This window comes from Pseudomonas canadensis (assembly GCF_030980095.1).
In the GTDB taxonomy this organism is placed as follows: domain Bacteria; phylum Pseudomonadota; class Gammaproteobacteria; order Pseudomonadales; family Pseudomonadaceae; genus Aquipseudomonas; species Aquipseudomonas canadensis.
In genome coordinates this window covers 2,807,565-2,824,435 of the sequence record NZ_CP133298.1, presented here as the reverse complement: position 1 = coordinate 2,824,435, position 16,871 = coordinate 2,807,565, and the positions used below count along the sequence as shown (strand labels likewise).

Here is a 16,871-nt window from a genome sequence, read left to right as displayed (position 1 = left end):
ATGCCCTTTTCGACAGGAGTGAAATGCATGACCGTCGCCGCTCTGTTATTCGGTGAAACGTTCCCGATCGCCATCACCGACAATCTAATCAGCTCCAACCATGTGCCCGAAGCATCGCCCACCACGCCCTTGACCGGCCAGGAAGCGCGCCCCGCAGCGGATGGAAGCACTTACCCGGCAGGGATGGCAAGCAAGGTCTGGGAGTCGCCACTTGACGTGCATATGCTGTATGCAGGGGCGGTGGGTCACGCCCAACTGATTTTCACCAAGGTGCAGCAGGCAGCGGAATACGACGATAGTTATTCGCTGAAACGGCACAAGAACATCGTCCAGGACGCCATCAATGATGGCCTGGCGGCGAGCTTTATCGTAGTGGACCTGCGAGAGGGCCATATCCACCACGCGGGGCATCCCGATTGGCAAACGGAATGCAGAAATGGCAGTTTTGGCAAAGCCCTAGTGATCGGTTCAGGGCGTCATGCCTTGCTGCAGGTCATGAACAGGCTGAGCACCGAACAGATCGCCAAGACATTGCCATGCTTTGAGTGCGAGCTTGAGAAACACGTGTGCACCGCCGTCGCCAACGCCTTATTGATCATTGCCAACGCTAGTGTCGAATACATGAGCCCGCACTCAGAATTTGCCAGGCAATCAACCGGCGGGCTGTTTACCCTTTCCTTTTTCCCCGGCCTGTATGGCTGGACGCAAGACGATCTTCCCCCCGCTTACCTGAATAATCGACTTTGCCAGATGTTTACTCAGCGTGACGGAGATACCCTCTATCTGAAGCGCTTGATACTCACCCTCAAGCCGATCGGGTCTGAGTTTCTGGAGGTGATCGTCTTCGACGGATCGCTCGCCCTGAATATCGATAGCTGCACCTTGACGCTGAAATTTAAGGATCTGAGCCTCAGTCGTATTGCAGCCGTGCGCAACGACAGCACGGTCGAACCCATGACATGTTTGACCGAGGCGTTGGATGTCTATCAGACAATCACTTACGGGCAATTCCCCTCCACGTCAGAAGCAGAACCGTTGACTCACAAAAGTGTGGTTTTCGACTCCAGAAGGCCGGTGCTGACCCTGATGAATGACCCGGTTACCGCTGATGCCATATGCATCACATTCAACCAACCCTTATTTGCAAATATCTGGCCCCAATTGAAGAGAGCGTGAGCGAATCGTCAAGTCCGATATTTTTTCAGCCTTCGTCAGGCTCACCGACTGAAGGCTGACCCCGCCAAAACCGTAGCCTTGAGCCTTTCCGAGCCCTGCCAGTGCGACAAAATGGATCTTTGCCTCGCGTTGACCGGCTCAAACGAACCCCATATAGTGTGCCGCACACAAGAAAACACCACTACATAGTGTGCGACCTTGCATTTTCGCGGCTACGCTAGATTGAACATCGACCGCCTTTGGCCTGGCGTTGGCCCCCTCATTTTTACAGGCAGGGTGATCAGCAATCGCCCGCCGTCAGAACAGACCAGGAAGGAGAATTTCAATGCTGAGTTGGGATGAAGTCGACAACGAAGACACCGGTGCAGCGGTGATCAAGGGCGCCAACGCCGGCCACGCCAGCGAAGCCAACATGGACCGCCTCGACGGTGCCGGCGCCGCCGCCGCGCTGGAAGCCCGTAACGTGACCGCCAACGACTCCGCCGCGATCATCCGCGCCAAGGCCGCCCTCGACAAACTCGACGTCGCCGAAGGCCTCGCCGAGCTGGAAGGCTCCGCCGCCCGTGTCGCCGTTGACGAAAAGCGCATGATCAACTGCCGCGCCGACCTCAACCAGCTCGTACCCTTCAAGTACGACTGGGCCTGGCAGAAGTACCTCGACGGCTGCGCCAACCACTGGATGCCGCAAGAGGTCAACATGACCGCCGACATCGCGCTGTGGAAAAACCCTGAAGGCCTGACCGACGACGAACGTCGCATCGTCATGCGCAACCTGGGCTTCTTCTCCACCGCCGACTCCCTGGTTGCCAACAACCTGGTGCTGGCCGTGTACCGCCTGATCACCAACCCGGAGTGCCGCCAGTACATCCTGCGCCAGGCCTTCGAAGAAGCGATCCACACCCACGCCTACCAGTACTGCATCGAATCGTTGGCCATGGATGAAGGCGAGATCTTCAACATGTACCACGAGATTCCATCGGTCGCTAAAAAAGCCGCCTGGGGCCTGAAGTACACCCGTTCGATCTCCGATCCGAAGTTCGAAACCGGCACCGTCGAGACCGACAAAGAGCTGCTGCGCAACCTGGTCGCCTACTACTGCGTGCTGGAAGGCATCTTCTTCTATTGCGGCTTCACCCAGATCCTGTCCATGGGCCGTCGCAACAAAATGACCGGCGTGGCCGAGCAGTTCCAGTACATCCTGCGTGACGAGTCGATGCACCTGAACTTCGGTATCGACGTGATCAACCAGATCAAAATCGAAAACCCACACCTGTGGGATGCCGAGATGAAGGAAGAAGCGACCCAGATGATCCTGCAAGGGACTCAGCTGGAGATCGAATACGCGCGCGACACCATGCCACGCGGTGTGCTGGGCATGAACGCGGCGATGATGGAGGACTACCTCAAGTTCATCGCCAACCGTCGTCTGTCGCAGATTGGTCTGAAAGAAGAGTATCCGGGGACGACTAACCCGTTCCCGTGGATGAGCGAAATCATGGACTTGAAGAAAGAGAAGAACTTCTTCGAAACCCGTGTGATCGAGTATCAGACCGGCGGCGCGCTGAGCTGGGACTAACGTGTAGGAGCTGGCTTGCCGGCGATGGCGATCATGCGGGCGCCTTCGCCGGCAAGCCGGCTCCTACAGGTTTGGTGTTGATACCCGTTAAATAGTTTTTATGCCCAATCAAACCATCAAGACCCCCTGCGTCGGCCTGTGTTCCACCGTTTACGGGGACCTGGTCTGCCGGGGCTGCAAGCGTTACCACCATGAAGTGATCCAGTGGAACGGCTACAACGCCGACGAGAAACAGGCGGTTTGGCTGCGCCTGGAGCAATTGCTGGTACAGGTCATGGCCAGCAAGTTGGAGGTGTTTGATGCGCACCTGCTGCGCCAGCAGCTTGAGTCGCGCAAGATCCGCTTCATGCCGCACCAGTCGGCCTATTGCTGGGCGTATCAGCTGATTGCCCGGGGTGCGCGAGTGATTTCCAAGCTGGACGCGTATGGGCTGGCGTTGCTGCCGGAGTTTCGCGAGCGCAGCCTGGCGGATCTGCGGGATGCGATTGACCGGGAGTTTTTCCTGCTGTCCGAGGCGCATTACGAGCGGTATATCGCCCCGGGGTTTATCAGGGAGGCTTTTGGGCCTCCACTGATAGCCAGTTTTTAACTCAGCAATTCCAGGAGGCTGCGCGTTCGGCCTGCAGGTCATAACGCTCAATCGCCTCCTGGCACACCCGCGCCTCCAGACGCCCCTGCTCCACCAACGCCGTCAGCGCCGCCAGCACAATGTGGTGGCGGTCCACCTCAAAGAAATCCCGCAGCGCCGCCCGTGTATCACTGCGCCCAAAGCCGTCGGTACCCAGCACGGTGTAGCTGGAATCCAGGTAAGCGCCAATCATCTGCGGTACTGCCCGCACATAGTCAGTCACCGCAATCACCGGCACGCCTTTGGGCAAGCATTCATTCACATGGCTGATCCGCGCAACGGCCTGCGGATGCAAGCGGTTCCAGCGTTCAACCTCCCGCGCATCCCGCGCCAGCTCGCTGAAACTGGTGACGCTGAACACGTCGCTCGTCACCTGCCAATCATCCGCCAGCAACTGTGCCGCCGCTTGCGCCTCGCGTACCAGCGTGCCAGCCCCGAGCAGGCGCACCTGGGCATCGGCGGCGCCTTGCAGGCGGTACATGCCTTTGATGATCGCCGCTTCAACCCCTTCCGGCAGGCTGGGCTGCGGGTAGTTTTCGTTCATCAGGGTCACGTAGTAGAACTCGTCCACATCGTGTTCGAGCATCTGGCGCATGCCGTGGTCGAGGATCACCGCGAATTCCCCGGCGAACGCCGGGTCGTAGGCGCGGCAGTTGGGCACGGTGGCAGCGGTGAGGTGGCTGCTGCCGTCCTGGTGCTGCAAGCCCTCGCCACCCAGGGTGGTGCGTCCGGCGGTGGCGCCGAGCAGGAAGCCACGGGCACGTTGGTCAGCGGCGGCCCAGATCAGGTCGCCGACGCGCTGGAAGCCGAACATCGAGTAATAGATGTAGAACGGCAACATGCGCAGGCCATGCACCGAATAGCTGGTGGCCGCCGCAACCCAGGAACTGATGGCGCTGGCTTCACTGATGCCCTCCTCCAGGATCTGCCCGTCGGTGGCTTCGCGGTAGCTGAGGATCGAGCCGATGTCTTCCGGTTCGTAGCGCTGGCCGACACTGGAATAAATGCCAATCTGCTTGAACAGGTTGGCCATGCCGAACGTGCGCGCTTCATCTGCCACGATAGGCACGATGCGCGGCCCCAGCGCCTTGTCCTTGAGCAGGTTGGTCAACATGCGCACGAAGGCCATGGTGGTGGACATTTCCTTGCCGTCGGCAGCCGTGGCGAAGGCGGCATAACCCGATACGGCCGGCACGCTGACCGGGGCGGCGACCTGGCCGCGACTAGGCACGTAGCCGCCCAACGCCGTGCGACGCTGGTGCAGATAGCGCAACTCCAGGCTGTCCTCGGCCGGTTTGAAAAAGCTCAGGGATTCGGTCTGTTCATCGGTCAGCGGCAATTGGAAGCGATTGCGGAAGGCGATCAACGCATCGCGGTCCAACTTCTTCTGCTGGTGGGTGGTCATCTTGCCCTGCCCGGCCTCGCCCATGCCAAAGCCCTTTTTGGTCTGGGCCAGGATCACCGTGGGTTTGCCTTTGACCCGCCGTGCGGCGTGGTAGGCGGCGTGGATCTTCACCATGTCGTGGCCGCCGCGCTTGAGGCGGTCGATCTGCTCATCGCTCATGCCCTCGACCAGCCGGGCCAGGGACTCGCTCTGGCCGAAGAAGTGTTCGCGGTTGTAGGCGCCATCCTTGGCGGCGAAAGTCTGAAATTGACCGTCAACCGTGTTGGACAAAATGTTGACCAGCGAACCGTCAGCGTCCTTGGCCAGTAACGCATCCCAGTCCGAGCCCCACACCAACTTGATCACGTTCCAGCCGGCGCCGGCAAACAAGGCCTCCAGCTCATCGATGATGCGCCCGTTGCCGCGCACCGGCCCGTCGAGGCGTTGCAGGTTGCAGTTGACCACCCAGGTCAGGTTGTCCAGGCCTTCGCGAGCGGCCAGGGTCAGGGCCGACATGCTTTCCGGCTCGTCCATCTCGCCGTCGCCGAAGACGCCCCAGACGTGACGGTCGGTGGTGTCCTGCAAGTTGCGGTGCTGCAAGTAGCGCATGAAGCGCGCCTGGAAGATTGAACTGATGGGGCCGATGCCCATGGAACCGGTGGGGAACTGCCAGAAGTCGGGCATCAGCCACGGGTGCGGGTAGCTGGACAGGCCGCGTGCGCCCTGCGCGGGCCCACCTATTTCCTGGCGATAGTGCGCCAAGTCGTCTTCGCTCAAACGCCCTTCAAGGAACGCGCGTGCATAGATGCCTGGCGCGGAATGCGGCTGATAGAACACCAGATCGCCGCCGAAGCCCTCGTTACGGGCGCGAAAAAAGTGGTTGAAGCCGACTTCGAACAAGTCCGCCGCGCTGGCGTAACTGGCGATATGGCCACCCAGCTCGCCGTAGGCCTGGTTGGCCCGCACCACCATGGCCAACGCGTTCCAGCGCACCAGCGAGGCCAGACGTTCTTCGGTAGCGAGGTCGCCGGGAAATGCCGGTTGCTGCTCGACGCTGATGCTATTGATGTAGGCCGTGCCGTGGTGCGGTTTCCAATCGATATGCGGCGCACTGGCATCCTGCGCCAGCAAGTCGAGGATCTGCCGAGCCCGCGCCGGGCCGGCGTGCGTGACCAGGGACGCCAGGGCGTCGCGCCACTCATCCAACTCTTGCTGATCAATCACCGCATTCGTGAAACCGTTCATGGGCACCTCCGGGCTTTTTTTCCAGTTTATGTCGGTGCTGGAGGATTTTTTGCCTGTTATCAGGCGCTCGACGTTGAATTTTGAGCATGAATCACTGCCAATTTTGCTTCTGGCAGCACGTTATGCTCAAGCAGGACGAAAGCCCGCAATTGTGTTTAAAATGCCGCCCGCTCAACGACCGACGTTTAACGATGACCCCAGACGCACTCGCCACCCTGCACACCCACCTGCTCACCGCCCTGGCGACCCCACCGGCTGAAACTCGCCGCCTGTTCCATGGCCGTGGCCGTTGCTGGCCGGGCCTTGAGCAACTGACGGTGGACTGGTTGCAAGGCGTGCTGCTGGTGGCGTTGTTCAAAGAACCGGACGCGGCACAACTGGAAGCCTTGAAGCACCTGCTGCAAACCGAGTTCGGCACCTACACCATCGCGCTGCAACACCGTTACCTGCCGCAAAGCACCACCGAATGGCTGTCGGGCAACCCTGTCGACGAGTTGACCATCACCGAAGGTGGCCTGCGCTACCTGATCGACCTGGGTAAAAAACAGAATAGCGGGCTGTTCCTCGACATGCGCTACGGCCGCAACTGGGTGCGTGAGCAGGCCAAGGGCCAGCGCGTGCTCAACCTGTTTGCCTACACCTGTGGCTTCTCGGTGGCGGCCATCGAAGGTGGCGCCGACCACGTGGTGAACCTCGACATGGCCCGTGGCGCCCTGAGCCGTGGCCGCGACAACCATCGCCTGAATGGTCATGACCTGAGCAACGTCAGCTTCCTGGGCCACGACCTGTTCAAGTCCTGGGCCAAGGTCACAAACAACGGCCCCTACGACTTGGTGATCATCGATCCGCCGTCGTTTCAGAAAGGCAGCTTCCTGTTGACCAAGGACTACCAGCGCGTACTGCGCCGCCTGCCGGATCTGCTCACGCCACAGGGCACCGTACTGGCGTGCATGAACGACCCGGCCTTCGGTGAAGACTTCCTTATCGACGGCGTCACCCGCGAAGCACCGGGCCTGCGTTTTGTCGAGCGGTTGCAAAACCCGCCGGAATTTCCTGATATTGATGCGCAAAGTGGCTTAAAGGCGTTGGTATTCCGCCAGGGCTGATGCCGAAATGTCTTACGCTTGCTACGCTAAGTGATACACCGGGGTGGTGAACCTTCTTACCCCCTTCCCGGTCGATACCTGCATTCCCCGGCCAGACTCGACGGCGTCACGTCGTCGGCTGCCCTGTTTCACCTTTTGGAGAACCGCCCGTGATATCGACCCTGCATGTAGCCAGACTCAAAGCCTGGGGCGCCCACGGCTTTACCGCCACCGGTGTGGTATTGGCCTTCCTGGCCACCCTGGCGCTGCTGGAAAACTCACCCAAGGCCTGCCTGCTGTGGCTGGGCCTGGCGCTGGTAGTGGACGGGGTTGATGGCTCACTGGCGCGACGAGTGAATGTGAGCACGGTACTGCCGAGCTTCGACGGCTCGGTGTTGGACCTGGTGATCGATTACCTCACCTACGTGTTTATCCCCGCCCTGTTTATCTATCGCTATATCGACCTGCCGGACTTTACCCACCTGTTTACCGTGTCGGTGATCCTGGTGTCGTCGCTGTTCTGCTTTTGCAACGTCAATATGAAGAGCAAGGACAACTACTTCGTCGGCTTCCCCGCCGCGTGGAATGTGGTGGCCTTGTGCGTCTATATCATCCAGCCGGAAGCCTGGGTCACCTTGCTCACCGTGATCGGCCTGGCCCTGCTGACCGTGACGCCGATGAAATTCCTGCACCCGTTCCGGGTGAAGCGGTTCATGCCGATCAATATTGCAGTAACCACGATCTGGTTGCTGTGCAGCTTCTTGATGGTGATGGATTACCCGAACACCAACCCGTGGACGTTTGGCTTGTGGTCGGTGATGTCGGCGTATTTCCTGGGGATTTGTATCTGGCGCACGGCACTGGAGTGGCTGGGAACACACAAATGACCCGGTGAACACTCTTCAAATGTGGAAGGGGGCTTGCCCCCGATAGCGGTGGGTCAGCTAAAGATGAGTCAGCTGGAGCACTGCCATCGGGGGCAAGCCCCCTCCCACATTTGGATTTGCAGACTCCCCGCGAGTAAGATGGCGGCCTTTCGCTTAGCGCCCTGCCAATAATAAGCCCAACCCATGCCCTTCGAACTCAGCGTAGACCTCACCACCCTCGCCATCCTGGCGGCGGTCGCTTTTATCGCCGGCTTCATCGATGCCATCGCCGGCGGCGGGGGCTTGCTCACCACGCCCGCCCTGCTCACCGCCGGCATGCCGCCGCATCTGGTACTGGGCACCAACAAGCTCAGTTCCACCTTCGGTTCGGCCACCGCCAGTTTCACCTTCTATCGGCGCAAGCTGTTCCATCCGCGCCAGTGGGTGCATGCCATTGTCGGCACGCTGATCGGTGCGCTGACCGGCGCCGTGGTCGCCCACTACCTGCCGGCTGAAACCCTGAACAAGATGCTGCCGGTGATCGTGTTCGCCTGTGGCGTGTACCTGTTGTTCGGCGGCACGCCCAAGGCGCCAGTGGACGCCGATGCACCGATCAAGAAGAAATGGCAATCCACCCAGGGCTTCGGCCTGGGCTTCTACGATGGCGTGGCCGGCCCCGGCACCGGGGCGTTCTGGACCGTGAGCACGATGCTGTTGCACCCCATCGACCTGGTGAAAGCCAGCGGTGTGGCGCGCAGCATGAACTTCGTCAGCAACGCGGGGGCGCTGACGGTGTTCATCATCAATGGTTCGGTGGACTGGATCGTCGGTCTGGCCATGGGCGTGTCGGTGATGTGTGGCGCATTCTTTGGCGCACGCAGCGCGATCAGCGGCGGCGCCAAATTCATTCGCCCGGTGTTCATCACCGTGGTCCTCGGCCTGACGGTGCGCCTAGCCTGGCAGCACTGGTTCAGCGTGACCTAGTCGGCGGGCCAAATACAGGTCGATCAAGTAACGCGCAATCGAACGTGACGCCGGCAACGGCGGCAAGTCGTGGATGTTGAACCACTGCGCGTCTTCGATCTCATCAGCCTGGGGCACGATATCGCCCCCGGCGTACTCGGCATGAAAGCCCAGCATCATCGAATGGGGGAACGGCCAGCACTGGCTACCCATGTACTGGATGTTCTTGACCTCCACCTGCACTTCCTCGCGCACTTCGCGGATCAGGCAGTCTTCGGCCGACTCACCCGGTTCGGCAAACCCCGCCAACGTGCTGTACACCCCCGTGACAAAGCGTGGCGAACGCGCCAGCAGGATCTCGTCACCACGGGTCACCAACACGATCATGCTCGGCGAGATACGCGGGTAGCTGCGCAGGTCACAGGCCCGGCAGTACATCGCGCGCTCTCGTGGTACCTGGACCATGGCCTGGCCGCAACTCCCACAAAACCGGTGTTCCCGCGCCCAAGTGCCGATCTGCGCTGCGTAGCCCAGCACCTTGTAAAGGGTGTGATCGCCTTGCAGCATGAAACCGCGCAACCCCTGCCAACTGCAACCCGTCACTTCAGCAGGTGCATTGAGTTCCAGCAGGTACACCGGCTCGCCGTCAAGGTGGCCAATGCCGTGCTCGGCAAACACCGACAGGTCCTGGCGCTTGAGCCATTCCCGGGGGAACAACGGGCCGTTGGTGTCATGCAAAAAGCCGTCGCGGCTGCGGGCGACGGCCCAGCCGCCAGGGGTGTCGTTGTCCAGCAGCGTTGTGGTAATCCAGCCTGGGGTCATGTCAGTCAATCCACGAATTCGGGTTTCTGCTTACTCATGTGGGCCGCGATGGCCACGCGCAGGTCGTTGGATTGCAACATAGCCGAGTTCCAGGTGGCAACGTATTCCAAGCCGTCATTGACTGTATGGTCACGCATGTAGCTGATCATGGCCTTGGTGCCGGCCACGGCAATCGGCGACTTGGCGGCGATTTCATGGGCAATCTCCATTACCCCGGCCAACAGGCTGTCCTGATCGGGATAGACGCGATTGACCAGGCCGATGCTGCGCGCTTCCTCGGCGCCGAACTGGCGGCCGGTGTAGGCCAGCTCACGGAGCATCCCATCGCCGATGATACGCGGCAGGCGCTGCAGGGTGCCGACGTCAGCGGCCATGCCGATGTCGATTTCCTTGATGGAGAATTGCGCGCCTTCGGCGGCGTAGCGCATGTCACAGGCGCTGATCAGGTCGATTGCACCACCGATGCAGTAACCCTGGATCGCCGCCAACACCGGCTTGCGACAGTTGTCGACCGCATTGAACGAGGCTTGCAGCTCAAGGATCTTGCGGCGCAGCAAGCGTGCGTTGCGGCCCACGTCCTTACCGAATTCATTGGCCACCGAGGCCAGCATCATCAGGTCGATGCCGGAAGAGAAATGCTTCCCGGCACCACTCAGCACCACGGCGCGCACGGCGTCGGTGTCTTCGACCCACTGGAAAATGTCGATGATTTCGGTCCAGAACGCCGCGTTCATCGCGTTGATCTTTTCCGGGCGGTTGATCTGCACATGGGCAACGTTGCCGGTGAGTTCGACGACGAAAGCTTGGTATTCGGACATGGCAGTGATCCCTGACTGGCGAGTGATAAGGCCCGAACTATAACAACGGAACGTGACGGCACATCGGCCAAAAACGGGACGGGCAAAGGTAATGGAATGTTGTGGGCGTGCGGTTCATGCAGCGCCAATACATTTCATCCAGGGCATCCGATTTATCGGCTATACAATCAGGGCCATTGCCTGGAGCTGCCTATGCCGACCCCGTTTCGCTCATCCTTGATTCTCGCCCTGGTGGTCGTGCTGACCGGCATCGGTGCCGGATGGGGCGGGATGTTGCTGGCGTTGCTGCTGCATGGTATCCAGCACCTGGCCTACGGTTATAGCCTTGACAGCCTGGTCAGCCATGAAACCTTCCTGCTGGGCGTGACGGCGGCGCCGCCTGAGCGGCGGCTGCTGGTGCTGGTGGCGTGCGGCCTGGTGGCGGGATTGGGCTGGTGGGCGATTTATCGTTACGGCAGGCCGCTGGTGAGCATCAAGCAAGCGGTGTCGGAGAAGATGCCGATCATGCCACCCAAGACCACCCTCGCCCACGCCTTGCTGCAGATCATCAGCGTGGCCCTGGGTTCGCCCCTCGGCCGTGAAGTGGCGCCGCGGGAAGTCGGGGCGTTGGCCGCCACCTGGTTGTCCCTGCGCGCTGGACTCGACCCGCAGATGCATCGCCTGATCGTCGCCTGCGGTGCCGGAGCCGGGTTGGCCGCGGTGTACAACGTACCGCTGGGTGGCGCGGTGTTCGTGCTGGAAGTGCTGGTGGGCGCGTTCAGTTGGCCGGCGGCGGTGATTGCGTTGGCGACTTCAGCGATTGCAGCCTCGGTGGCGTGGATCGGGTTGGGTGCGCAATCGCAATATGCAGTCCCGCACTTCGTGTTGAACCCTGCCCTGATTGCCTGGGCGGTGGTCTGCGGCCCGATCTTCGGCGTGGCGGCGTACGCTTTCACGCGGCTCACCGGCGAGGCGCGGGCGAATGCCGCCAGGGGCTGGCGCCTGCCGGTGCTGTCATTGATCAACTTCACCCTGATCGGCGGTTTGGCGATGCTGTTGCCGCAAATCCTCGGCAATGGCAAAGGCCCGGCGCAGCTGGGTTTCGACAATGAACTGACGATAGGCCTGGCGGCGTTGTTGCTGGTGGTCAAAGTACTGATCACCACCAGCAGCCTGCGCGCCGGCGCCGAAGGCGGCTTGCTCACCCCAGGCCTGGCCAATGGCGCCTTACTGGCAATCATCCTCGGCGGCGCCTGGAGCCTGGTCTGGCCCGGCGTGCCCCTGGGCGCATTCGCAATCATCGGCGCCGCTGCCTTCCTGGCCGCCAGCATGAACATGCCGTTGACTGCGATTGTGCTGGTGGCGGAGTTCACTCGCATCGACCACGACTTCCTGGTGCCGATCATCCTGGCCGTGGTGGGTTCGATGTGTGTGAGCAAGCTGTGCCAATGGCGCGGGTAAAAACGCTGCAAAAGGCTGGATAAAACCCGGCACACACGCCATCCTTCGCGCTTTAAGCCGCCCCATTCGCGGCGCTCGACGTTTAAAGGATATGCCCCATGCACGCCCAACCCCTCACCGCCGCCGAATTCGAATTCATCGAAAACACCCTGCTCAAGTACGGTGACGACCACTCGGTGCTGAACCTGGCCGAACTCGACGGCTACTTCACCGCGCTGGTCTCCAGCCCAGCCCAGGTGGACGTGGCCGAGTGGTTCCCCGCGATCTGGGGCGGCCAGAACCCGGAATGGGACAACATGGACGAAGCGCAAAGCTTCCTCGAACTGTGCGTGCGCCACCTCAACACCCTGGCCGCACAACTGGCGACCGACGCCGCCGGCTTCAACGCCCGCTTCGACGAAACCGAACACCAAGGCCACACCGTGACCCTTGCCGAAGAATGGTGCTTTGGCTACATCCGCGGCGCCGCCATCGGCAACTGGCCGGAACTGCCGGCAGAACAGGCTGCACGGCTGGAAAAAATCTCCTGGTGCGCCGAACAAGACAACTTCGAACTCCCGGCCGACCTCGATGTGCAAGCACACCAGCAACGCGTCGGCGAAATCGAACCGGCAGCGCGCGCACTGCATGATTACTGGTTGGCGAAGCGATAACAGCCTGCAGGGACCGAGGCGCCTGCATCGCCGGCAAGCCGGCTCCTACAAGGAACGCGTATCCACGATGCGAAGCGAGTCGCTCTTGATCTTGATCTGAGGCGCCCCGTCAAACACGCTGGCCGAACGCAGGCTTGAATCCGTGGGTAACCCGGCAGGACGCCGGGTTAGCCGCGCTGGGCCAAGGATGGCCCATCGCGGCGGCCCACGGATTCAAGCCTTCGTTACGGCACACCGAGCCTAAGCGAGGTGCCGAGTGTTGGGGCAAGAGCGTTTTGCTTACTTTTGCGCTGTTCAAAAGTGAGCCGCCGTAAGGGCGGAACCCTAAGCCGCCGCTACCCAAATAACGGATATGTACACCGAACAAACGCCATCGCAGGCAAGCCGGCTCCCACAGTTGGAACGATATACACCCAGTAAATATCAGCGCCCATGACCCCAAGCTCGACAAGCACCACATCTATACCCGATTATTCAACTCCGCCCGCCGTCCGTGCCTTGAATCAGGAGCCCTGTACCTTGAGTTCGCAGAAAACCGTGACCGTCACCCCGCCCAACGTCCCCCTCAATGGCAAGGTCGCGCCCCCCGGCTCCAAATCCATTACCAACCGCGCCCTCCTGCTCGCCGCACTGGCCAAAGGCACCAGCCGCCTCAGCGGCGCACTCAAGAGCGACGACACCCGCCACATGTCCGTAGCCCTGCGCCAAATGGGCGTGACCATCGACGAACCCGACGACACCACCTTCGTCGTCACCGGCCAAGGCAAACTGCAACTGCCGCCACAGCCACTGTTCCTCGGCAACGCCGGCACCGCCATGCGCTTCCTCACTGCCGCCGCGGCCACCGTGGAAGGCATCGTGGTGCTGGACGGCGACGACTACATGCAAAAACGCCCGATCGGCCCGCTGCTGGCAACCCTCGGCCAGAACGGCATCCAGGTCGACAGCCCCACCGATTGCCCACCCGTCACCGTGCACGGCGTCGGCAAGATCAAAGCCAAGCGTTTCGAGATCGACGGCGGCCTTTCCAGCCAGTACGTGTCAGCCTTGCTGATGCTCGCGGCCTGTGGCGAAGCGCCGATTGAAGTGGCGCTGACCGGCAAGGACATCGGTGCCCGTGGCTACGTGGACCTGACCCTGGACTGCATGCGCGCCTTCGGTGCCAAAGTCGAAGCAGTCGACGACACCACCTGGCGTGTGGCCCCGACCGGCTATACCGCCCACGACTACCTGATCGAACCCGACGCCTCTGCCGCCACCTACCTGTGGGCCGCTGAAGTGTTGACCGGTGGCCGCATCGACATCGGCGTGGCCGCGCAGGATTTCACCCAGCCGGACGCCAAGGCCCAGGCCGTGATCGCGCAGTTCCCGAACATGCAGGCCACGGTGGTCGGTTCGCAAATGCAAGACGCCATCCCCACCCTGGCAGTGCTCGCGGCGTTCAACAACACACCCGTGCGTTTCACTGAACTGGCCAACCTGCGGGTCAAGGAATGCGACCGCGTACAGGCGCTGCATGACGGCCTCAACGAGATCCGCCCTGGCCTGGCGACCATCGAAGGCGACGACCTGCTGGTAGCCAGCGACCCCGCCCTGGCCGGCACCGCCTGCAACGCGCTGATCGACACCCACGCCGACCACCGCATCGCCATGTGCTTTGCCCTGGCCGGGTTGAAGGTCTCGGGGATTCGCATCCAGGACCCGGACTGCGTCGCCAAGACCTATCCTGATTACTGGAAGGCCCTGGGCAGTCTTGGGGTTCAGTTGAGCTACTGAGGGCTCGGCGTCGGAATGGGGAGGCACTGCACATGACAATCCGCCAACCCTGCCCACCCGGCGCCTGCGTCTGCGACCGCGAAGAGCTGCTGCAAGCGCCGGGCGCCGACCTGCGTATCCTTAACCTGACGCGCCAGGAAGAAAAGAAACTGCTCGACCGCCTTGAACACCTCAAGAGCCTGCAAGACCTGGAACGCATGCAACAGCTGATGTACCAGCAATTGGGCATCCGCGTGCATATCGCGCCGGGTCACACCGAGGTCAAGAGCATGCGTGGCATCCAGATCGTTATCGACGAGCTACCGGGCCTGTGCCGCAAGACCCGCCAATCGATCCCGGCCGCGATCCGTCGAGGCCTGGAGAATCAGCCGGAAATCGCTTACCGCCTGCTCGACGCCCACGATTTGTTTCGCGAAGGTTGAATCAATCGGCGACTGTCTCGGTCTCAAACAGTCCCTCGCCCAAGGCCCGGGCCGTCTCCAGATGCGCCTGCGCCCCGCCGCTTTCCGAATCCAGCAACAGCGCTGATGTGACCACCTGCGCGCCGCAGTAATCGAAGATCCCGTAGTCAATTTGCGTGCGCATGGCCTTGGCGTAGCCGTGCCGATCAAACGCGCCGTCGTCGGCAGCGCCCAAGGCCAGCAGGTGTACCTGCAAGTGGCGCAATTTCTTCACCACCGGCGTATCGGGACCGTAATCGATCGCCCAACCGTTGATGAACACGCGGTCGATCCAGCCTTTGAGCAGGCCCGGCATGGACCACCAGTAGATCGGGAATGCCAGCACCAGCGCATCGGCGCGGTCGATGCGGGCTTGTTCAGCCAGTACGTCCGCCGGTGGCGTGGCGCGCATACGGTGTACCCGATGGTCGGCTGCGTTATAGCGCGGGTCGAACCCTTCGGCGGCGATGTCGGCCATTTCGAAGGTGTGGCCCGACGCAGCAAGGCCGGCGGCGACCTGGGCGGCCACGCTGTGGGTGAGGGATTGCGGGTCGTGGTGAGCAACAACGATGAGTGCGTGCATGACATTGACTTCGTGAGAGGTTACGCTGGGCTTAAGTTACGTTTAGTAAGTTACTTTTGGTATATAAGCATGTCAAGCACAGCGTCCCCCGCTCCTCGTCGTCGCCTGTCTCGTGAAGATCGCCTGCGCCAACTGCTGGACGTGGCCTGGCAACTGGTGCGCGATGAAGGCACCGAAGCCCTCACACTCGGCCGCCTGGCGGAGTTGGCGGGGGTGACCAAACCGGTGGTCTATGACCATTTCGTCACCCGCGCCGGGTTGCTGGCCGCGTTGTATGAAGATTTCGATGCGCGTCAGGACCAGGTCTTTGCCAGCGCCATCGCAGCCAGCAACGCAACCCTTGACGACCGTGCCTGGGTGATCGCCGCGTCCTATGTGGATTGCGTGCTGTTGCAGGGTCGGGAAATCCCAGGGGTGATTGCGGCCCTCAGCAGTTCGCCGGAACTGGAAGCCCTCAAGCGCCAGTACGAGGCGATCTTCCTCGATAAATGCCGTGACGCGCTGTCGCCCTTTGGCCGCATATCCCAGGCGGGACTGCGCGGCATGTTGGGGGCGGCGGAGGCGCTGTCCCAGGCGGCGGCCAGCGGTGAGATCAGCCGCGAAGAGGCGCAGCAGGAGTTGTTGGCAACCATTCTGGCGATGGTCAATCGCGGCCGCGATTAAATGATTTTTGACGGATGAGGAATAAACCAGCGCGACGGGTGTTTACCTGAGTACGGCGTGTGCTTCAGCCCCGATTCTGTATAAACACCTGCACCTTGTGCGCCAGTTGATCAAGATGCCGATCCCGCTGTTTCTCGGCATCCACCATGGCGCGCTTGCCATGTTTTTGCAGCAGATAGGTATGAATCTGCCGCACCTCCAATGAGCTGTAGATCGCCGCCACATCCAGCACGCCCATCAAGCCGTCCGTGCCGTAGTCCCGTGTGTTCATCAGCACCTGGGTGCCCCGCGCGCCGCGCACTTGAAAACCCATGCCCTCGAACGCCGGCACTTTTTCCACTGAGCACGCCAGCTCCGCATGGGGATATCGGCTCAGCACATCACCCATCATTGCGCGTGCCACACCCTGGCGCCGGTGGCCAACCTGCACGGCCATAAACGCGATACCGCAGGCTTCTGGGTCATCCTTCACCGGCAGGTACAGGCAAAAGCCGATCAGCTTTTCCTCTTCCATCGCCACCACCAATTCGACGGCAATGCCTTTGGCACCGTTCAACGCTTCCAGGTACAGGTGCACCTCAAAGCCAATGGCGTACTGGTAGATGTTGTACAGCAGGTTGCTCGGCGGCAGCGCCACGCTGCTGATGTCGGTGAGGTTGTCCACCACCATCTGCAGGATCTGAGCATTGATGGGCTCGGGGCACGGTGTGGTGTAGCGGGTAAGGCTGAACATGCAAATTCCTGGGTTTAGCG

At 61.3% G+C, this 16,871-nt stretch carries 16 protein-coding genes; 11 read left to right on the top strand and 5 right to left on the bottom strand.

Annotated features, from left to right (window positions below; all coding sequences use genetic code 11):
* Nucleotides 1–27 precede the first annotated feature (27 nt).
* The 3 genes from RB216_RS12860 to RB216_RS12850 all read left to right on the top strand — a co-directional run bounded on the left by RB216_RS12860 (nt 28) and on the right by RB216_RS12850 (nt 3,341).
* Entirely contained in the window at nt 28–1,176 is a 1,149-nt protein-coding gene (locus RB216_RS12860; protein ID WP_308908785.1) for a hypothetical protein, read from the top strand.
* Between the two features lie 325 nt (nt 1,177–1,501).
* Nucleotides 1,502–2,752: a ribonucleotide-diphosphate reductase subunit beta gene (locus RB216_RS12855; protein ID WP_005788524.1), complete on the top strand. Its 1,251-nt coding sequence runs from the start codon at nt 1,502–1,504 to the stop codon at nt 2,750–2,752.
* Between the two features lie 100 nt (nt 2,753–2,852).
* Complete coding sequence (locus RB216_RS12850; protein ID WP_068937878.1) at nt 2,853–3,341, top strand: DUF1289 domain-containing protein; 489 nt, start codon at nt 2,853–2,855, stop codon at nt 3,339–3,341.
* Between the two features lies 1 nt (nt 3,342).
* Here the strand turns inward: RB216_RS12850 and mdeB are convergent, their stop codons facing one another.
* Nucleotides 3,343–6,009, bottom strand: coding sequence for an alpha-ketoglutarate dehydrogenase (mdeB, locus tag RB216_RS12845; protein WP_308908784.1), 2,667 nt, complete (start codon nt 6,007–6,009; stop codon nt 3,343–3,345).
* A 191-nt stretch (nt 6,010–6,200) separates the two neighbouring features.
* Here mdeB and RB216_RS12840 point away from each other — a divergent pair, with 191 nt between their 5' ends.
* From RB216_RS12840 to RB216_RS12830, 3 genes are all read left to right on the top strand, one after another.
* Complete coding sequence (locus tag RB216_RS12840; protein ID WP_068937939.1) at nt 6,201–7,115, top strand: class I SAM-dependent methyltransferase; 915 nt, start codon at nt 6,201–6,203, stop codon at nt 7,113–7,115.
* A gap of 149 nt (nt 7,116–7,264) precedes the next feature.
* On the top strand, nt 7,265–7,981 hold the full coding sequence (pcsA, locus tag RB216_RS12835) for a phosphatidylcholine synthase (protein WP_028615970.1): 717 nt from the start codon (nt 7,265–7,267) through the stop codon (nt 7,979–7,981).
* A gap of 183 nt (nt 7,982–8,164) precedes the next feature.
* Nucleotides 8,165–8,944, top strand: coding sequence for a TSUP family transporter (locus RB216_RS12830; RefSeq protein ID WP_028615969.1), 780 nt, complete (start codon nt 8,165–8,167; stop codon nt 8,942–8,944).
* On the opposite strand, the gene nudC is transcribed toward RB216_RS12830, so the two are convergent.
* Together nudC and RB216_RS12820 are read right to left on the bottom strand one after the other, a co-directional pair.
* Nucleotides 8,912–9,745, bottom strand: coding sequence for an NAD(+) diphosphatase (gene nudC / locus RB216_RS12825; RefSeq protein ID WP_308908783.1), 834 nt, complete (start codon nt 9,743–9,745; stop codon nt 8,912–8,914). The genes RB216_RS12830 and nudC overlap by 33 nt on opposite strands.
* Before the next feature lie 5 nt (nt 9,746–9,750).
* The gene (locus RB216_RS12820; RefSeq protein ID WP_028615967.1) at nt 9,751–10,563 is read right to left on the bottom strand and encodes a crotonase/enoyl-CoA hydratase family protein; all 813 of its coding nucleotides are present in this window, start codon (nt 10,561–10,563) and stop codon (nt 9,751–9,753) included.
* 192 nt (nt 10,564–10,755) lie between these two features.
* Here RB216_RS12820 and RB216_RS12815 point away from each other — a divergent pair, with 192 nt between their 5' ends.
* The 4 genes from RB216_RS12815 (at nt 10,756) to RB216_RS12800 (ending at nt 14,854) form a co-directional block, all read left to right on the top strand.
* On the top strand, nt 10,756–12,003 hold the full coding sequence (locus RB216_RS12815) for a chloride channel protein (RefSeq protein WP_308908782.1): 1,248 nt from the start codon (nt 10,756–10,758) through the stop codon (nt 12,001–12,003).
* Between the two features lie 98 nt (nt 12,004–12,101).
* Entirely contained in the window at nt 12,102–12,656 is a 555-nt protein-coding gene (locus RB216_RS12810) for a UPF0149 family protein (RefSeq protein WP_236321826.1), read from the top strand.
* 519 nt (nt 12,657–13,175) lie between these two features.
* Nucleotides 13,176–14,432 (top strand): 3-phosphoshikimate 1-carboxyvinyltransferase, encoded by a 1,257-nt coding sequence (aroA, locus tag RB216_RS12805; RefSeq protein WP_122684118.1) that lies wholly within the window; start codon nt 13,176–13,178, stop codon nt 14,430–14,432.
* Nucleotides 14,433–14,464: 32 nt separating this feature from the next.
* Nucleotides 14,465–14,854 carry a hypothetical protein gene (locus tag RB216_RS12800; RefSeq protein ID WP_028615963.1) on the top strand — a complete coding sequence of 130 codons (390 nt, stop codon included), beginning with the start codon at nt 14,465–14,467 and terminating at the stop codon, nt 14,852–14,854.
* A 1-nt stretch (nt 14,855) separates the two neighbouring features.
* Here the strand turns inward: RB216_RS12800 and RB216_RS12795 are convergent, their stop codons facing one another.
* Nucleotides 14,856–15,455, bottom strand: a complete 600-nt coding sequence (locus tag RB216_RS12795) for an NAD(P)H-dependent oxidoreductase (protein WP_028615962.1) — start codon at nt 15,453–15,455, stop codon at nt 14,856–14,858.
* 69 nt (nt 15,456–15,524) lie between these two features.
* Here RB216_RS12795 and RB216_RS12790 point away from each other — a divergent pair, with 69 nt between their 5' ends.
* Entirely contained in the window at nt 15,525–16,118 is a 594-nt protein-coding gene (locus tag RB216_RS12790) for a TetR/AcrR family transcriptional regulator (protein WP_028615961.1), read from the top strand.
* 64 nt (nt 16,119–16,182) lie between these two features.
* Here RB216_RS12790 and RB216_RS12785 read toward each other — a convergent pair whose 3' ends face one another.
* Nucleotides 16,183–16,851: a GNAT family N-acetyltransferase gene (locus tag RB216_RS12785; RefSeq protein ID WP_028615960.1), complete on the bottom strand. Its 669-nt coding sequence runs from the start codon at nt 16,849–16,851 to the stop codon at nt 16,183–16,185.
* Nucleotides 16,852–16,871: the final 20 nt, after the last annotated feature.